Below are 18265 nucleotides of genomic sequence, written 5' to 3'. Positions count from 1 at the left end.
CGGGTGTGCTGGATCTATGACCAGTCTGCGAACCCCCTTTCGTTCTGCCACCATAATTTTAATGATTTGGCAGAACTCCCAATAAAAAAGGAGTTGGCTTTGCACATTCATTATTTCTTGGCAGCCTTTGCCAAAAGCTATAACGACACAACTTAAAAATTTAAAGCAGTTTGAATGCCATAAGGTTTTTAGGCTTTAAGTCATTTTTACTTAAAACTTAGCAACTACAAAACTTGAGATGTGCCAAGCACCGTCTTACGGCTTTGCTGTGCCTTTTTTCTCCCAAAAAGGGCACAGGCTTTTTATCTCATTTAGAAACAACAAGAATTTATAACGGTAAAACTATGCCAACTTTAGAAATATCTTCCAAAAAATTACAGGTTGTTCAAACCGCCATCCAACTCTTTACCACGCATGGATTTCATAATGCAGGTGTAGACCTGATTATCAAAAAATCCAAAATTCAAAAAGCGACGTTTTATAACTACTTTCACTCGAAAGAACGACTTGTTGAAATGTGCCTAATCTTTCAAAAAAGCCGACTCAAAGAAGAAGTGCTGGCAATTGTCTATTCACACCGCTACCCAACCGCAGCCGATAAACTCAAAGAAATTGTCCGTTTACATGTTGATGTAAATAGTTTTTACCATCTTTTGTTTAAAGCTATTTTTGAATTAAAACTGCTTTACCCAAGGGCTTACCGCATGGCGATTGAATATAGAAAATGGCTACTTAAAGAACTTTTTGACCTAATTTTTAGTTTGGAAACTCGTGCCTTAAAACCTGATGCCGATATGGTTTTAAATCTAATAGATGGTTTGATGTTTGGGTTTTTAAGTACCAATAGTTTGAGTGAGAGGGATGAGGTGTTGGAGCGGTTTTTTAAAATAACTTGATGAATAGTGCTTTGGAACAAGATGCTTTTGAAAAGGTAGTTCAAAAGCATCTTGCTCACTTAGTTTATATGGGTCTGATATTTTAAGTTAAACAGGAATATTGGCTCTTATTTTCAGAGTTTAATTTTGACTTATTGAGACTCATCTAAATCACGTTCGCGGCAGGATAATTCATAGTAATTACCTTTTGGCAGAGAACTAATTTTAAACCCATAGTAAGTGCTATCGGTTTCTATCGGAGCGATATTACATTGATTCTTTTTTGCAAATTTTTCAATTAATTTTAAATTGGTGGTTTGCTTAAATACAGCTCCCCAACCTTCACTCACACAACAGCCCACATATTCAGACATATATTCATCTGAAATAAGCACAACGTTTTGTCCCATAAATTCATAAGGTTTTTTGAGTTTGTATATATCGTTATAGTCTGCTCTTGAAATATTAGGTTTTTTGGCTAGGAAACCTTTTTGTTTAAGAATTTGAAACTTTAAAAAATCTTCAGGACCAGTACCAAGTCCCCGATAAATCGAGCTATTGTCCTCTGCAAAACTATATGAGCTGAAAATGCTAACTAAGCTTAAAAGTAATAATTTTTTCATTTGTAATTTCAGAAGTTGTATTAGGGCATAATTGTTTCATATCTTCTTTAAAGCGTAAAGTAAGTAGCTGATTTTTAAATCATAGATAGATTTTTCTATACACGGCAAACCATAATTAATTTACTAATAATAGGTTTCATATAATTAACTATCTATAGAATAAATTTTTTGCTTCTTTAAAAATTATTTAAACGAATTAAGTAAATTTTTTATTAGCGTCCTAATTTATTCGCTTATTTGATAGTCTTTTTGTATATAATATGTATTCTTTGTATTTATTTATCTTTATAGAGTAAACATGAAAAAAATATTAATCATTACTATGGCGAGTTCTTTCGGTTTAATTGCTTGTTCAACTACTGAAACTTCAAGAACGATACAAAGTCCACAAGTCACTGCTGCTACTGCTACAACAAAATATACCGGAGTAAAAACTCCTATTTCTATTGGTAAGTTTGATAATCGCTCTAGTTATATGAGAGGTGTTTTCTCTGATAATGTAGACCGTCTAGGCGGGCAGGCGAAAACTATTCTTGAAACACATTTACAGCAAACTGGCTATTTTTCAGTTTTAAACCGTGACAATCTATCAGAAATTAAACAAGAAGTAGGTTATAGCAATACTGCTCAATCTATTAAAGGTGCTCGTTACGTTATTACTGGTGATGTCTCTGAATTTGGTCGTAAAGAAGTAGGTGATCAACAGTTATTTGGTATTTTAGGGCGCGGTAAACAACAAGTTGCTTATGCAAAAGTTAATCTAAATGTCGTTGATGTAAAAACATCTGAAGTCGTGCATTCCGTACAAGGTGCGGGTGAATATGCCTTAGGTGCTCGTGAAGTATTAGGTTTTGGCTCTACAGCTTCTTATGATTCGACTTTAAATGGCAAAGTACTTGATTTAGCTGTTCGTGAAGCAGTTAATAATCTTGTAACAGATATTCAAAATAACCGTTGGTCAATTCAATAATTTTGGATATGTGTTAAATGAAAAAAATTCTTTTAAGCAGTTTTCTTGCTATGGGATTGGTTGGGTGTGCCGCTGGTCCTCAACCTTTATATAATTGGGGAACTTATACTCATCAAACCTATTTGATGTATAACTCACCTGAGAAAGCGACACCAAGTACGCAAATCACAAAATTAGAAGCTGAAATTGAGAAAACTAAAGGCAAGGGCTTAGCCGTTCCGCCAGGTTTATATGCGCATTTAGGATTATTGTATTTACAAGAGAATAATTCTCAAAAAGCAATTGAGTATTTCCAGCTTGAACGACAAGTATATCCAGAATCTACAGTTTTAATGGATCGCTTATTGCAAAAAATGAATGCTAATGGTGGGAATGCAAAATCATGATGAAGAAATTTCTAATTGCTGGTTTGGTTATCTCTAGCCTTGCATTTACTGGATGTGCCGTTACTCCACCACCTAATAAAGATATTACAGCTTATAAAGCTCATATGCCAAAATCGATTTTGGTATTGCCTCCAGTCAATGATTCGCCTGATGTAAAAGCGACTTATAGTTATTGGCCTACTGTGGTGGCACCTGTGGCAGAAGCTGGTTATTACGTTTTCCCAATCTCTGTCGTAGACAATATGTTTAAAGAGAATGGGGTTACTAATGGCAGTGATGCTCAGTCTATTGCACCTCAGAAATTACAAGAGATTTTTGGTGCAGACGCAGCTTTATATATTCGAATTAAAGAATATGGTTCTAAATACCAAGTGATTCAGAGTGTCGCGACAGTAAGTGCTGATGCAAAGCTTGTTGATTTAAAAACTGGAGATGTGATTTGGACAGGTGAGAAAAAACTTGTTCAAGCAAGTAATGATGGTAATGCGGGTTTAATTGGAATGGTCGTCGGTGCTTTAGTTGAACAGATTGCTGGCAGCTTTACTGATCGGGCTTATCCATTAGCGAGTATGGTAAATACTCAACTTTTTACCCCGACGACTTATAATCCGGGTATGGGGTTGTTATATGGTCCACGTTCACCAAAATATCAACAAGATGGAGTAGTAGCTAAGTAAATTAAAGTCTTAACTAAAGTTTTACTTTATTAAAAATAGGCTGCAATCTAGTTTAATTATATGAAATGCTAGATAAAAATTTATTATTCCAGATAGTTTATAAATTTTTTGATTAGGTAGGAGAGCTAGAGTAACTAGTTCTCCTATTTAATTTAAATTACTTCTTTTGCTTAAAACGGTATTTACATTTTAAACAGCGATAATCTTGAAAAATATTCTTGTCGATTATTACGCCAGCTTTCTTACCAAAAATATTACCAACTACACCGCCAGTAATTCCTGCACTAATGGCACCAACAAAAGTCCCTACAGTTCCGCCAACAATTACACCTAAAGGACCAGCAACAGTACCAATAGCTGCTCCAACAGTAGCACCAGTCGCAGCGCCACCTACAGTGCCTGCCGTTGTACCGGCAGCTGTGAGTAAAACACCGCCAGTTGTTCTAAGTAATTTGTCATGGTCACGTGCTTCAATTTCTGTAGAACCACACTTAGGACATTGCAGAGCTTTTTCCATAAAATTTCCTGTCTTTCATCATTGAGTGACACAGTTGAGGGCTAAATCAGTAAAGTGGGTAAAGAACCTGTCTTGCGATGCAGTATCTTTTGCCTATTGAGTGATCGTAACGATAAACTGGTCTGTTTTGATTTTAGCTGAACATTGACACAAATATTTATAGATCATGTAAACACTTGTACTTTAATAATTATCTCATTAAATACCAATGTTTAGAATGACTAAGGTTTACATATTCATGTGTCTAGCAGAGAGAAATTCAATAATGATGAATAGAATGTGAAGGGTTTTTCTGAAGTTACTTAGGGTGACAAGCTGGTAAATGATAAAAGGCTTATCCTATTTGAATAAGCCTTCTTTGAATATTAGAGAGCTTTTTTCCAACTCAAAAATTTATATAATCCAAACATGAAAGTAATCCAGATTGGAATTAAAATCACCGATTTTTCAAATCCTTGAGTCCACATGATGTATAAAATCATGCCAATAAAAATTAAAACAATATAGTTACTCAAGGGTGAAAATAGAGCAGGGAATTTGGCAACTTTATTTTCAAGCTTCATGGCGTGTTTAAACTTTAAATGAGTAAAGCTAATAATTGCCCAGTTTAAAACCAGTGCAGCTACAGCCATGTACATGAGATAGCTTAAAGCTTCTTCTGGGATAAAATAGTTCAGTAATACACAACCAAAAATCAGAATAGAAGAAAAGATAACAGCAGGCGTTGGAACCCCTTGTTTGCTGACTTTTGTAAAAATTTGGGATGCGTGACCTTGTACTGCTAGGCCATATAACATACGACTGTTTGCATACATACCACTGTTATAAACAGACAGTGCGGCTGTTAAAATAATAAAGTTAAGCAAATGCGCTGCCCAACCAATGCCAAGCTGACTAAAAATCATGACAAATGGGCTTTTATCTAAACCACCAAGGTCAAGCTGATTCCACGGAATAAGCGACATGATGATAGCAAGCGAAGCCACATAGAAAATCAAGATTCGAAAGATGACTTGGTTAATGGCTTGTGGAATACTTTTTTCTGGATTTTCAGCTTCAGCAGCAGTCATTCCAATCAGTTCAATTCCGCCAAAAGCAAACATTAAAAAGGCGAGCATATAAAATAGGCCCGAGAACCCATGCGGAAAAAATCCGCCATGCTGCCATAAGTTTGCAAAGCTAGCGATAGAGTCACTACCCGCGGTAAGCAATAAATATAAGCCAAACACGATCATGGCAATGACTGCTGCGACTTTAATAATGGCTAACCAAAACTCAGATTCACCGTAAAATTTAACGTTGCCTAAGTTCAAACATGTGACCAAAACAAAGAAAAATAAGGCTGATATCCAAGCAGGAATGTGGGGCCACCAATAATGCACATATTTAGCAACTGCTGTCAATTCGGTCATCGCGACCAGAATATAAACAACCCAATAGTTCCAGCCCGATAAAAAACCGGGGAATTTCCCCCAATATTTTTGTGCAAAGTAACTAAAGGAACCGACCACAGGTTCTTCTACGATCATTTCACCCATTTGGCGCATAATTAAAAATGCGACCAAACCGACAATGGCATAACCTAAAATAATAGAAGGACCAGCAGACTGGATGACTTGTGCAGAGCCTAAAAATAAACCTGTCCCGACAGCACCACCCATAGCGATCAACTGGATATGGCGATTTTTAAGTCCGCGTTTTAATTGGGAAGATGAGTTGCTCAAAATATATGCGCTGAATAAAAAAGCTGGCGCTATTGTAATAGATTGGTTAGGGATAACCTAGTTTGAAAAGGATTTTACTCAGCTAAATAAAAAGGATCCGTACAAAGCTATACGGATCCCTTTTTGAAATCGGTTATTTTATAAATTAGAAAGATACCATTTTGCCCGGATTAATCATTGCGCCGATGCCATACATGCTTTTAGCGAGGGGAATAACAACGGGAGCAAGGGTACGACCAAAAATAATATTTTGATGATCAATTTTAGATAACATTTCGAAGTCGTTAGATTGCCCAACAAAGTCATTCGCGATGGCTTTACCAATACGTACCGTCTGAGCAACGCCGTGACCACTCCAGCCGTGAACAGCATAAATCGGGAACTTATTACCAAACTTACGGCTATCGACTGCACCATTTACGGTTAAATCGGTCGTGCCACTCCAGACAAAATCCATCTCTAGATTTTTAATTTGAGGGAAAACAGTGTGAATTCGATGCTCTAGATAATTTAATGTTTTCTCTGGACCCCAGCATGTGCCAGTGCCTTGGCCACCAAACAATAAGCGGTTATTAAATACGGGGCGATAGTAATCAATTTGGAACTGAGTGTCATAGACCGGATGCCCAAATGGTAAAAGCTCTTTTGTATCAAGCTCTAGCGGGGCAGTCGTCGCAACATAAGTATAGAACGGAATTGTGGTATTGTTTTGCTCTGATAAAAGTTTAAATGAAGCATGGTGTACTGCTAAAACTACAGACTTTTTAGCTTTTACGACCGCATTTGCAGTTTGAACATAAATACCATCTGCTTTTTCTTCTATTGAAAGGACTTCTGTTTGCTCATAAACAGTACCGCCATTTTGGTAAAAGCCATAAATTAAGCCACGGTTTAAAGCTAAAGGATGAATTTGTCCACCTAACTCATCAATTAAACCACCTGTATAGTAGTCAGATTTAATATAGTCCATGAGTTCATGTTTACCCACAATGCGGGTATGGTCTTCACCTAAGTATTTTCGTGCATCGGCGCCTTGTGTTAAACCAACTAAATGCCCTTCATGAACGGCGGCGGTAATGTGGCCGTATTTGCGGTCAAAGTTGAGTTGGTATTTTTCCGAAATGTCATCAATCAGTTGCATCGCTTCTGTAGAGGTAAAATGCCAGAGTTTTTTGGCATCTTCATAACTCAAGCGATCGGCCATTTCTTGAGCTTCCCAGCGAGCTAAACCAGGGGTGAGTTGTCCGCCATTGCGTCCAGAAGCTGCGCTACCTACACGGTTTTTTTCTAATAAAACAGTCTCTACGCCTTGTTCAGCTAAATGTAAGGCCGTAGATGAACCCAATAAACCACCGCCAATAACCACCACATCACATTCAATATCAGCTTTTAAACTGTCAAATGTATGCCAATCAGAAAGTGAGCTTTCATAATAGTTTGCAGGGTTATCTACCGAAGTGTCATTAACCGTGGATGTATCAAATTTTTTATGTTTTGGATTTAACCAGCTCCACTCTTTACCCACTTGTAGAGATTTACTTGGTTTATATTCCACGTCTTTTAAAAGTTGAGGTTTAGAAATAATTTTCATAATAAAGTTCCTTAAAAATTAATAAGCATTACTAATAGCAATACTTTGTTTTTTAATCGTTTTATAGATAAATAGGAGAACACCCAAAGCTAACCAGAAACAACCAAACATGAGTGAAGATGAATCGAGATTAAGCCAGAGGCAAATAATGCTAAAGACTGATATAAGCGGTAAAAATAGGTTTAGAAATTTATTTTTAAACCCTGAACGCTGTTTATCTTTAATATAAAACTTCATAAAAACAGAGAAATTCACGGCTGTAAAAGCGACTAGGGCACCAAAGCTAATTAGGCTGACGACTTGCGCTAAGTCTAGAAAAACCGCTGACATTGAAATAAGACCAACAAACAAAACCGAAAAAAACGGTGTACCTAATGAAATATGAATTGTCCCAAAATACTTTTTAGGGAAAATATTATCGGTACCCATTATATACAGTAAACGCGAAGCGCTGGCATGTGAAGCAAGGCCAGAGGCGACTGTGTTCATAATTTGTCCGCATAAAAATACGGATTGAAAAAAAGCACCACCAACGTAAAGTACAATTTCAGGCAACGCTTCTGAAGGATGTTGAAAACGAAGATTGTTTGGAAAATAAAGCTGAATAAACCAAGCGGCCGTGAAGAAAATCAGCCCACCAGCGAGAGTCGTTAACATGACTGCACGAGGAATATTTTTGGTAGGTTGTTTGGTTTCATTAGAAAGCGTGGTAACCGCATCAAAGCCCAAAAATGAAAAGCACAAAACTGAGGCACCCGCAACGAGAGGGAGTAAAGATTGGTGCTCATGCCAGAGTGGCGCCAATGTAAGCACATGCTCATAACCTTGAGTTGAGCCAATACCCTTAATCACTAAATAAACAAAAATGACCATGAGTATGATCGGTGCAAACACAAACAACAGGCTTAAATTGGCGAGTAACCGAATGCGGAAACAGTTTACTAAAGTGACTAGGCTTGCCGACACAATTACCCAGAACCAGTAAGGCAGACTTGGAATAAGGGCTGTGAGATAAATTGCGGCTAGCAAAACATTAATGAGAGGTAATAACAAATAGTCGAGCAGAGAGCACCAACCGACAAAAAAGCCACTTTTAGGCCCTAAACTTTCAGCTGTATAACTATATGCCGAGCCTGATTTTTCAGAATTTTTACTGAATCTTGCATAGCTCCAAGCGGTGAGTAGCATGGCGCCAAGTGCGAGTAAATAGGCCAGTGGTACATGTCCATTCGTAATGCCAGAGACAATACCGAAAGTATCAAACACTGTCATGGGAGTCATGTAGGCAATACCAATAATCGTGACTTGCCAAAGAGACAGTTTTTTTAAGGAAGACGTTTTATTTTCCATGTCATTTCAACCTCAAATTCGTTGTTTTGCTTTTCATCCGGAAAAGCGATGCTATTTTTGAGCCAAAACTTCCCCTAGACTTGAATAAACACGTCTATTTGGAGAAAGTTTGTACAAAAGTGGGGGGCCGTTTCGCCTTGGTGATGCCCTAAAGCAAGATCAAATACTTATATCTTTGATATAACTCTAGATCACGACCAATTGAAAAGATTGACACGGTCGTGCCAGAAACTGCTCGGGGCTTTGGCCTTTAAATAATGTGCCTGTTCTGATGGTGATATCATTTGAAGTAATCACTCGAGAAGAGTCGTTAATCACAATTGCTTTTTGTTTTATGTTTTTAAGTTTCGGCATAAGAATTTTTTCGAGTGCGGAAACTAAAATATCGGTAGCAATTACACCGATAAATTGATCACGAATCATGACTGGATGGGCAAGGGTGATGGTGTATGCACCATTGCAAATATAGTCGACATAGGGCCCATGGATGCACGGACTTTTGTTTTGAGCAGGTTTATGGAACCATTCAAAAGAGCGGAAATCTAAAAATCGCTGAGCATTTTGATAGTTTTCAAGTTTAGCTTGTTGTAACTGATCTTCTTTTTTATACCACCATTCGAGTGTCCAATAATCTTGCTCTTCTTGCGTTGCAGGGCTATAACTTGCAAAACCAATACCCTGACTGTAATGGCTTTCCTGTAAGGCCTTTTTAATTTCTTTTTGCAAAGCCGTGCGTTCTGAACCTGAAAGCTTAACGTCTTTTGTTTTTTCAGGTTCATGTTTTGAAAGAATTTTGCTCGCTTTAGTTGCCAGCTTTTCTGTAATGGCTGTCGTTTCTTCAACCACCGTCTTTAACAAATTTTGAAGCTCTTCTATATCTAAATGTTGGGTCATTCCTATAACTCCTAAAATTCCGTATTTCTCACTCGATATTTTATAAGTGCTCTACTTTATTGTTTTTATTCGATAGATAACTTATATCGAAGCATTTGGTCTGTTAGCATCGAAATGATTTTTCGCGCTTGAATAACAGCATCATCTTCATTGCCTTGAACAAAAGATGATAAAAGTTGGTGGTATTGAGCGACGACCAGTTGATGAAATTGATCATCTTGGTAAAGCACAGCAATGAGCGGTGCCCATTCGGCTTGTATGGTTAACTCTTGATTTGCCAGTCGAGCTGATTGAGCAAAAGAGGTAAGTGTTAACAAACAACGTAAATCAAGTTGGGCACGTGTGTCTGGTTCAACGGCCTGTTCAAATTGATCAATAAGCTCTTTGATTTTACCTAGTTCATATTCAGTAGTTCTTTGTGCTGCCAAATATGCACCATGGCTTAAAATTGCACTATGAAACTCGCCTAAATCAGCTAGATATTCATTGGAAGCCTGACGCAGAGGGTGCTTGTTTAAAAGTAAATCTGAGGGCAACTCACAAACAAAGCTTCCGCCGTTTCGCCCGCGTCGTGTATCAATCAGACCTTTTACGCGTAAAGTATTTAAAGCTTCACGGACCGTAATGGGTGACACTCCCATTAAGCGAGCTAGATCCGCCTCGTTAGGAAGCTGTTCATTGCTTTTGAGCAATCCAGAGATAATTGCATTTTCCAAGCGTTCCACAACTTGTTCCGATCGAGTTGCCTGAGCGATAGGTGCAAAAATTATCGTATATGCTGACATGGCGAATTCTCTAAAAGCTAAGTCAGAGACTTAGCTTAATGAAACGGATAAATGATTAAAACACGCCATATTGATGGACTGCCTGTTCATCTTCAGGCACAGCTGGTATTGCATCCCAAAGTTCAACAATTTTGCCATTATCCACACGCCATAATTCAAAATAGGCATGTCGATTTCCGGCAATACTTCCTTCGGAATGTGTCAAGACAAATTGACCATCAGCAATGGAGCGATGCGTTTTGGAGTATACCAAACCTTGTCCTTCATTACGGATATTGTTCAAAAAATCAATAACTGCTTTAACACCATCGCCAATGTCTGGACTATGTTGAATGAACTGATCGTCGTGAGTGTATTCTTTGAATGCTTCGTAATTGCCATCAATTAATGACTTCTTAAAGAACGAGGTCACAATCTCGCGGTTTTTCTCTGGATCATGGTGAGTGACGATTTCAGTTGGACCATCTAATTGGGTTCTACCACTCACATTCGGCGCAGCTTCTGCCACAAGACCATCCCAATGTTCCACAATTTTGCCATCTTTCACTCGGTAAATATCAAAACCAACTAAAGGGTTTTCATCTAGACCCTGAAAGCGGCCATGAATTGCAACCAAGTCACCATCTGCCAATACACGCACAGCTTCGTGTTGCATGTCAGGACAGTCTTCTACCAATTGGCGAAGGCCCGAAATGCCATTTGCAACGAGTGGTGAGTGCTCTATAAAGTCTTCAGAAAAATAACGGTCCAGAGCAGTGGTATCGTGCAAATTAAAGAGCTCGTGATGGGCTTTAGTCACCAAGTCTTTCATTTCTTGCTTATTCATTTTGATCTCCTTTCAAAACGCATTGTTATTATTCGTTTGAACTCATCACATGTTTAACACGGGTATATTCTTCAAAACCGTAGCCAGATAAATCTTTACCATAACCTGATTTTTTGAAACCGCCGTGTGGCATTTCTGCGGTCAAAGGAATATGGGTGTTGATCCAAACTGTACCGAAATCGAGTTCACGAGAAAGACGAGTTGCGCGGGCATGGTCTTTAGTCCAAACACTTGAAGCTAAGCCATATTCAACATCGTTGGCTTTTTCAATCGCATCATTTTCATCGGTAAATTTTTGAACGGTAATCACTGGTCCAAAAATTTCATTTTGAATTGCTTCATCGTGTTGTTTTAAGCCACTAATAACAGTTGGTTCAAAATAGAAGCCTGGACGGTCTGCTTGTTTTCCACCTGTTTCAACTTTGGCGTGAGCAGGTAAGTTGTCGATAAAGGCTTTAACATTTTTCAATTGGTTGGCATTGTTAAGTGGGCCATAAAGTGCGTCTTGATCATCGGGTTCACCAAAACGAGTATTTTTTGCAGCTTCAACTAACTTGCTTAAAAATTCATCATGAACAGATTCAGCCACAATCACACGTGTTGCCGCAGTACAGTCTTGGCCTGCGTTGAAATAGCCCGTTAATGCAATCATTTCAACTGCTTTATCGAGGTCGGCATCTTCAAAAACCACTACAGGTGCTTTACCACCAAGCTCAAGATGCGCTTTCGCCAGATTTGCTGCGGCAGAAGCTGCAACTTGTAATCCCGCACGAACTGAACCTGTAATCGAAACGAGAGCAGGGGTTTTATGTGATACAACTTTTGAACCCACCTGAGCTTGGCCTAACACCACGTTAAATGCACCTTTAGGGAAAAATGGTGCAGCAATTTCAGCAAGTAAAAGCGTACTTTCAGGCGTTGTATCACTTGGTTTAAGTACTACGGTGTTACCTGCGGCTAAAGCTGGAGCAATTTTCCAAACAGCCATCATGAGTGGATAGTTCCAAGGTGTAACCTGCCCAACTACACCGACAGGTTCGCGGCGAATAGAAGAGGTTAAACCTTCTAAATATTCACCTGAAGCAGTGCCATTGAGTAGGCGAGCAGCACCTGCAAAGAAACGAACCTGATCTGCTGATGCACCCACTTCTTCCGATGCAATTAAATGTTTTAACTGACCCGTATTACGACTTTGTGCCTCAATTAAACGATCAGCATTTGCTTCAATAGCATCTGCTAAATTCAGTAATGCTTTTTGACGAGTCGATGGTGTACTACGTCCCCAAATTTTAAATGCTTCTTTTGCAGCAGCATAAGCTGCATCAACTTCTGCCTCGGTCGCATTCGGTGATTGCGCATAAACTTCACCAGTGACTGGGCTTACCAAATCGAAGAAATCATTTCCTTTGCTAGCAACATATTCGCCGTTAATGAAGTGTTGTAGTTGAGTTTTAGCCATTTTTTATACCTTGTCCTTAGGTTTTAACATATAACATATAATACTATATGTATTATGTTTTAAATTTTCTGTCAAATGCTTTGATGAGGGGAGTAAGTGAAAAAAGTAGGAATTTAAATCAAATTGGATTTTAAGTTTTTGATTTTGATTATTTAAAAAAATTAAAAATTTATTGACGATTTTTAGGAGAAGTTGATTGTCGTACTAGTTCAGTAGATTTAATGAAAGATAATTGAATAATTTTCTAATCGAGAGCAGCTTGAGGAGCCAAGATTTATACTTAGCTCATCAATTTTTTGAGCTTATAATTTGAAATTAAAGTGAATGATTAAGTTTTATGACTCGCAAGCAGAATGCTAGTTTCACTGTTATAAATACCTGAAATATTTCTAATTCTTTCTAAAACTTTGTCGAAGTTTTCTAAAGTATCAGAGCGTAGCTCGACCAAAATGTCCCATTTGCCATTCGTTTTATGTAGACATTCCACGGCACTTTCTAGGCGTAATTCTTTAATCACAGACTGCGCTTTGGTCCCTTCAACCATAATGCTCATCCATGCACGGATGACGTTGCGTTCGGCATTGGGTTTAAACCGTACCGTATATCCAGTAATGATGCCCGAAGACTCTAAATATTCGATTCTCTTTTTTACCGTTGCCCGTGAAACGTGAACTTTTTCGGCTAACTCGGTAACAGACATCCGTGCGTTATCTTTAAGCAAACCTAAAATAATTTGATCAATGTTATCCATATTGTAATTGTCAATTATCAGATTTGTAAAAATTAATTCATTTTTGACTGAATTACAAATTTTGTGAATCAATTTGATTTTGAATAATAGGGGCATCGGTTAAGCCTAATAATTCAATTTAATGGACTAGATAAGATGAATAATTTTGCAGTTTCTCGTAATGACTTTAACGAGTGGATGGTTCCAGTTTTTGCACCGGCAAATTTCATTCCGGTACGTGGAGAGGGTTCACGTATTTGGGATCAAGAAAATAAAGAATATATCGATTTTGCAGGCGGGATTGCAGTAAACGCATTAGGTCATGCGCATCCAGTGGCAGTAAATGCTTTAACAGAACAAGCAACAAAACTTTGGCATGTCGGTAACGGTTATACAAATGAACCCGTTCTACGCCTTGCAAAACAACTCACTGAAAATACATTTGCAGATAAAGTATTCTTCTGTAACTCAGGTGCAGAAGCGAACGAAGCGGCATTAAAACTAGCTCGTAAAGTTGGACTAGACAGCGGTGTTGCTGGCAAAAGTGGCATTGTGGCATTTAACAATGCATTCCATGGCCGTACCTTATTTACCGTTTCAGCGGGTGGTCAACCTAAATATTCACAAGACTTTGCACCTCTTCCAAACGGTATCAACCATGTTGCCTTTAATGATTTAGAAGCTGCAAAAGCGGTCATTAATGAGCAAACTTGTGCCGTGATTGTTGAGCCGATCCAAGGTGAAGGCGGCGTTATTCCTGCTGACATAGAATTTTTAAAGGGATTACGTGCACTGTGTGATGAGTTTGGTGCATTGCTGATTTTTGATGAAGTACAAACCGGTGTTGGCCGTACAGGTGCACTGTATGCTTACATGAACTCTGGTGTTATTCCAGATGTGTTAACGACTGCAAAAGCACTAGGTGGTGGTTTTCCAGTCGGTGCAATGCTAACAACTGATAAATTTGCACCGCATTTTTCAGTCGGTACACATGGTACGACTTATGGGGGTAACCCGTTAGCAAGTGCGGTTGCTGGTGCAGTCTTTGAGTTTATTAATACGCCTGAAGTACTGAATGGCGTTAAGGAGCGTCATGATTACTATAAAAAAGCTTTAAATCAATTAAATGAAAAATATGAAGTCTTTAAAACTATTCGCGGTGAAGGCTTATTGATTGGTTGTGCGTTAAAAGATGAATTCGCTGGTAAAGCAAAAGACATCAATAACCTTGCGGGCGAAGAAGGTTTACTGAGTCTTATTGCTGGTCCAAATGTTGTCCGTTTTACGCCCTCTTTGATCATTCCATTTGCTGATATTGATGAAGGCCTAAAACGCTTTGAACATGCGCTTGCTCGCTTTGTTGAAATTCAAAAGGATGAACAAGCAGCATGATGATTATTCGTTACATCGAACCTAAAGATGTTAATGACCTTTACCTGTTGGCGCAAAAGGCAGGTTTTGGTTTGACATCTTTGCAGCCAAATATGGAAAAACTTACTGCTCGTATTGAACGGGCGTGTAAGACAGTCGCAGGCGAACTTCCAAAGGCAGATCAGGTTTACTTATTTGTTTTAGAAGATACTGAACTCAATAAAATTGTCGGTGTTTGCGGTATTGAAGTCGCACTTGGCTTAAAAGAGCCTTGGTATAACTTCCATGTAGGAACACAAGTTCATGCATCTGAACCCTTAAGTGTTTATAACGCTTTACCTACTTTATATTTGAGTAATGACCATACCAACTGTAGTGAGCTTTGTACTTTATTTTTAGATCCTGACTATCGCTTAAATAAAAATGGCAAATTTTTATCTAAAGTCCGTTTCTTATTTCTCTCAGCATTCCGTCAATATTTTGAAGAAACGATTGTTGCTGAAATGCGTGGATACTCTGATGCAAATGGACAGTCACCATTTTGGAATGCGGTAGGTCACAAGTTTTTTAATATCGAATTTACCAAGGCCGATTATTTAAGTGGTGTAGGGCAGAAGGCTTTTATTGCTGAGCTGATGCCAAGACATCCCCTCTATGTCGATATGTTACCTGACGATGCTAAAGCTGCGATTGGCATTGTGCACCCAAATACTCGACCAGCCTACAACCTCTTGCTTGAAGAGGGGCTACGCTATAAAGGCTATATCGATATTTTTGATGGTGGTGCAACGCTGCAAGCGGATATCGAAAATTTAAGAGCGATTAAAGAAAGTCAGTCTGTAACGGTTCAAATTGAACAACCTGAAAATATCGCTGTAGGGGATGAAGCTTACATTGTGGCTAATGATGACTATGAAAATTATCGCGCCATTCTTGTGTATAGCCAGCCTCATCAGAACATATTGCAGTTAACAAAAGAACAGGCAAACCAATTGAATGTTGAAAATGGCTCTTTAGTTCGGGTGCTAAGTGTTCATGTTAAACAAGTTTCGAGTCCAGAAGTGGTCAATAAACTCAAAGCCACTGAACATTTTCGAATGGCTGTTAATTAAGCGGAAATTACTATACATTTCACCAAATTTAAGAGGGAATAATATATTATCGCTAGCGCAAGATGGGTATATGGATAAATACAATCTTGCTCTCTGAGCTGGAATTAATTAGCCTGCTTTTTTATATAAAGGGTAAATCAATAAAATATTAATTAGTTTATATATTTTAATTGTTTATCGAAATTATATTTTGGAGATCAGGTTAATATAATAATGAAGGAAAGGAATGATGAATAATTTTTATTGTTATAGGTGATGGCTTTTAAAAAGGAATTTATAAGGTCTTAAGTGATTTAATAATATTTTAGAATGGTTTAATGGACTAAATTAATAATCATATAATTTGTTTATTATTAAAGCATTTACGACGGTTGCTATAAATTGGAGTAAATATTACATGAGTAAGAATAACGGAAAGCAGTTCCTGGAAGGAGATCTTCTTGGTAGTCAACATATGACTGAGCAAGAAGAAGAGAAATTGCAGCGTTCATTGACAAATCGTCATATTCAAATGATCGCAATCGGTGGTGCAATTGGTACTGGATTATTTATGGGTTCCGGGAAAACATTAAGTGTTTCGGGTACTTCAATTGTTTTAACCTATTTAATTATTGGTTTCTTCTTTTTCTTCGTGATGCGGGCAATGGGTGAATTGTTGCTTGCGAACACGAATTTTAAAACATTCGCCGATTTTGCAACAGCTTATCTCGGTCCATGGGCGGGGTTTTTCCTTGGTTGGTCCTACTGGTGTAACTGGATTATTACTGCGATTGCCGACGTAATTGTGATCGGAGGGTACATGCAGTTTTGGTATCCTGATTTACCCGTCTGGATTCCAGCATTTACATCATTAGCGATCTTGACCATACTCAATTTTGTGGCCGTTCGATTGTTTGGTGAACTCGAGTTTTGGTTCTCACTCATCAAAATTACTGCAATTATTCTGTTTATTCTGGCTGGTATTTATTTAATTGGTACCGGATTTACTTCTCCAAATGGGGTTAAGGCCTCAATGAGCCATTTGTTTGAAACAGAGTCGATGTTTCCTTATGGTGTAACCGGTTTCTTGGCAGGCTTTCAAATTGCCATCTTTGCATTTGTGGGTATTGAGCTTGTCGGTACAACTGCTGCTGAAACTAAAGATCCGCATAAATCACTTCCGAAAGCAATTAACTCTATACCTTTACGCATTTTATTGTTCTATGTGGGCGCGTTGGTTTGTATTATTGCGGTCACATCTTGGGCAAAAGTTTCACCAGAAAAAAGCCCATTTGTAGAAATGTTTACTTTGGTCGGGTTACCAATTGCGGCAGGTTTAATCAACTTTGTTGTTGCGACTTCAGCTTTATCTTCTGCAAATAGTGGGATCTTTGCGACTAGCCGTATGTTATACGGTTTAGCTTTAGACAACGACGCACCTAAAAGCTTTAGTAAACTCTCAAAAAGAAAAGTTCCAATTAGAGGACTCGTATTTTCAATGGCGTGTGTAACGGTTGGAACATCTATTTTATTTATTGTTCCAAATGTCATGACAGCATTTACGATTATCTCAGCGCTGACTTCAATTTTATGTATTTTTACGTTTATGTTGATTGTGCTTTCTTATATTTATTATCGTAAGAAAAGTCCTGAGCTACATATCCAGTCAAAATATAAAATGCCGGGTGGGTTATTTATGGCTTGGATGACCATGTTGTTTTTAGTGTTTACTATCGTAATTTTGGCTTTAGACCATGATACTTTAATTGCACTTGAGTGTTCACCAATCTGGTTTATTGGTTTATTTATTGCCTATAAATATAAAAAGAAAAAGATGTTGCAGCTTGATATCTTGAAAGCTCAAAAGGTTGATTATATTTAATCTAGAAGATGAAATGCTTTTAAAGCTAGGCGTGTGTCTAGCTTTTTTTATGCTCTTAAATATTGAGATATATATTGTGTTTATGTAAAATAATGTGATTATACGTACAATTCTGTATATGAGATGTTAACTAAGAACTTTATAACTTCTTCTATTATTCTTTTTGCGGGTTTCCACCAATATGTCTATGCCATCGAAGACGTTTCTTTGCCCAGTCAGGTGCTTCAAGATCAACGTTTAAAAGAGCTTAACCAGCAATTACAAGACCAAATTGCTCAGCAAACTCCTTACCAAAACACCAAGCCATTACAGGATTTTAAGCATTTAGTTGTTAAAGAAAGCCCATGCGTAGTGGTTAAAAAAATTAGTTTTATCCCTTTAAATGATCAGTCTGAGTCTGAACTACAGCAATTTAACTTTGTGGTTAAAGCTATAAAAAAACACCCACAGAATGTTTTGGGTAAATGTATTGGAACCCAAAGTTTACATAACATCGTGAACTATGCCCAAAATG

17 protein-coding genes and 1 pseudogene are annotated in these 18265 nt (G+C 37.9%); 8 read left to right on the top strand and 10 right to left on the bottom strand.

Annotated features, from left to right (window positions below):
• Positions 1–344 precede the first annotated feature (344 nt).
• A complete protein-coding gene (locus WBW42_RS18270) occupies positions 345–896 on the top strand; it encodes a TetR/AcrR family transcriptional regulator (protein ID WP_032056793.1) in 552 nt (183 codons plus the stop codon).
• Between the two features lie 131 nt (positions 897–1027).
• Here the strand turns inward: WBW42_RS18270 and WBW42_RS18265 are convergent, their stop codons facing one another.
• On the bottom strand, positions 1028–1498 hold the full coding sequence (locus WBW42_RS18265) for a hypothetical protein (RefSeq protein ID WP_000735016.1): 471 nt from the start codon (positions 1496–1498) through the stop codon (positions 1028–1030).
• Between the two features lie 298 nt (positions 1499–1796).
• Between WBW42_RS18265 and WBW42_RS18260 the strand changes: the two genes are divergently transcribed.
• Genes WBW42_RS18260 through WBW42_RS18250 form a run of 3 tightly spaced genes read left to right on the top strand, consistent with a single transcriptional unit; the run spans position 1797 to position 3531 of the window.
• Positions 1797–2468, top strand: a complete 672-nt coding sequence (locus WBW42_RS18260; RefSeq protein ID WP_032056792.1) for a CsgG/HfaB family protein — start codon at positions 1797–1799, stop codon at positions 2466–2468.
• 17 nt (positions 2469–2485) lie between these two features.
• Complete coding sequence (locus WBW42_RS18255; protein ID WP_005070471.1) at positions 2486–2854, top strand: DUF4810 domain-containing protein; 369 nt, start codon at positions 2486–2488, stop codon at positions 2852–2854.
• Entirely contained in the window at positions 2851–3531 is a 681-nt protein-coding gene (locus WBW42_RS18250; protein ID WP_025465434.1) for a DUF799 domain-containing protein, read from the top strand. The genes WBW42_RS18255 and WBW42_RS18250 overlap by 4 nt, the downstream gene beginning before the upstream one ends.
• Positions 3532–3688: 157 nt before the next feature.
• Here WBW42_RS18250 and WBW42_RS18245 read toward each other — a convergent pair whose 3' ends face one another.
• The 9 genes from WBW42_RS18245 to WBW42_RS18205 all read right to left on the bottom strand — a co-directional run bounded on the left by WBW42_RS18245 (position 3689) and on the right by WBW42_RS18205 (position 13428).
• Positions 3689–4048 carry a hypothetical protein gene (locus WBW42_RS18245; protein WP_002120526.1) on the bottom strand — a complete coding sequence of 120 codons (360 nt, stop codon included), beginning with the start codon at positions 4046–4048 and terminating at the stop codon, positions 3689–3691.
• 365 nt (positions 4049–4413) lie between these two features.
• On the bottom strand, positions 4414–5772 hold the full coding sequence (locus tag WBW42_RS18240; protein ID WP_080777183.1) for an amino acid permease: 1359 nt from the start codon (positions 5770–5772) through the stop codon (positions 4414–4416).
• 145 nt (positions 5773–5917) lie between these two features.
• Positions 5918–7363, bottom strand: a complete 1446-nt coding sequence (locus tag WBW42_RS18235; RefSeq protein ID WP_163114265.1) for an NAD(P)/FAD-dependent oxidoreductase — start codon at positions 7361–7363, stop codon at positions 5918–5920.
• Positions 7364–7381: 18 nt separating this feature from the next.
• Positions 7382–8713: an APC family permease gene (locus WBW42_RS18230; protein WP_032037926.1), complete on the bottom strand. Its 1332-nt coding sequence runs from the start codon at positions 8711–8713 to the stop codon at positions 7382–7384.
• Between the two features lie 186 nt (positions 8714–8899).
• On the bottom strand, positions 8900–9607 hold the full coding sequence (locus WBW42_RS18225; RefSeq protein WP_005075618.1) for a cache domain-containing protein: 708 nt from the start codon (positions 9605–9607) through the stop codon (positions 8900–8902).
• A 65-nt stretch (positions 9608–9672) separates the two neighbouring features.
• The gene (locus WBW42_RS18220; RefSeq protein ID WP_001277426.1) at positions 9673–10392 is read right to left on the bottom strand and encodes a FadR/GntR family transcriptional regulator; all 720 of its coding nucleotides are present in this window, start codon (positions 10390–10392) and stop codon (positions 9673–9675) included.
• A gap of 55 nt (positions 10393–10447) precedes the next feature.
• Positions 10448–11218, bottom strand: a complete 771-nt coding sequence (locus WBW42_RS18215; RefSeq protein ID WP_016802970.1) for a nuclear transport factor 2 family protein — start codon at positions 11216–11218, stop codon at positions 10448–10450.
• A 28-nt stretch (positions 11219–11246) separates the two neighbouring features.
• Positions 11247–12677, bottom strand: a complete 1431-nt coding sequence (locus WBW42_RS18210) for a gamma-aminobutyraldehyde dehydrogenase (protein ID WP_032056789.1) — start codon at positions 12675–12677, stop codon at positions 11247–11249.
• Between the two features lie 328 nt (positions 12678–13005).
• Positions 13006–13428: an Lrp/AsnC family transcriptional regulator gene (locus WBW42_RS18205; protein ID WP_002120489.1), complete on the bottom strand. Its 423-nt coding sequence runs from the start codon at positions 13426–13428 to the stop codon at positions 13006–13008.
• A gap of 135 nt (positions 13429–13563) precedes the next feature.
• On the opposite strand from WBW42_RS18205, the gene WBW42_RS18200 reads away from it, so the two are divergent.
• From WBW42_RS18200 to WBW42_RS18185, 4 genes and pseudogenes are all read left to right on the top strand, one after another.
• Positions 13564–14799 (top strand): aspartate aminotransferase family protein, encoded by a 1236-nt coding sequence (locus tag WBW42_RS18200; protein ID WP_032056788.1) that lies wholly within the window; start codon positions 13564–13566, stop codon positions 14797–14799.
• Positions 14796–15890 carry an arginine N-succinyltransferase gene (astA, locus tag WBW42_RS18195; protein ID WP_032056787.1) on the top strand — a complete coding sequence of 365 codons (1095 nt, stop codon included), beginning with the start codon at positions 14796–14798 and terminating at the stop codon, positions 15888–15890. Before WBW42_RS18200 ends, astA begins: the two co-directional genes overlap by 4 nt.
• A 397-nt stretch (positions 15891–16287) precedes the next feature.
• On the top strand, positions 16288–17751 hold the full coding sequence (locus WBW42_RS18190) for an amino acid permease (protein ID WP_000042090.1): 1464 nt from the start codon (positions 16288–16290) through the stop codon (positions 17749–17751).
• A 123-nt stretch (positions 17752–17874) separates the two neighbouring features.
• Positions 17875–18265, top strand: a pseudogene (locus tag WBW42_RS18185) (ShlB/FhaC/HecB family hemolysin secretion/activation protein); the annotation flags it as partial.

This window comes from Acinetobacter sp. LT1 (assembly GCF_059800965.1).
This window is presented reverse-complemented; position numbering and strand designations above follow the sequence as displayed.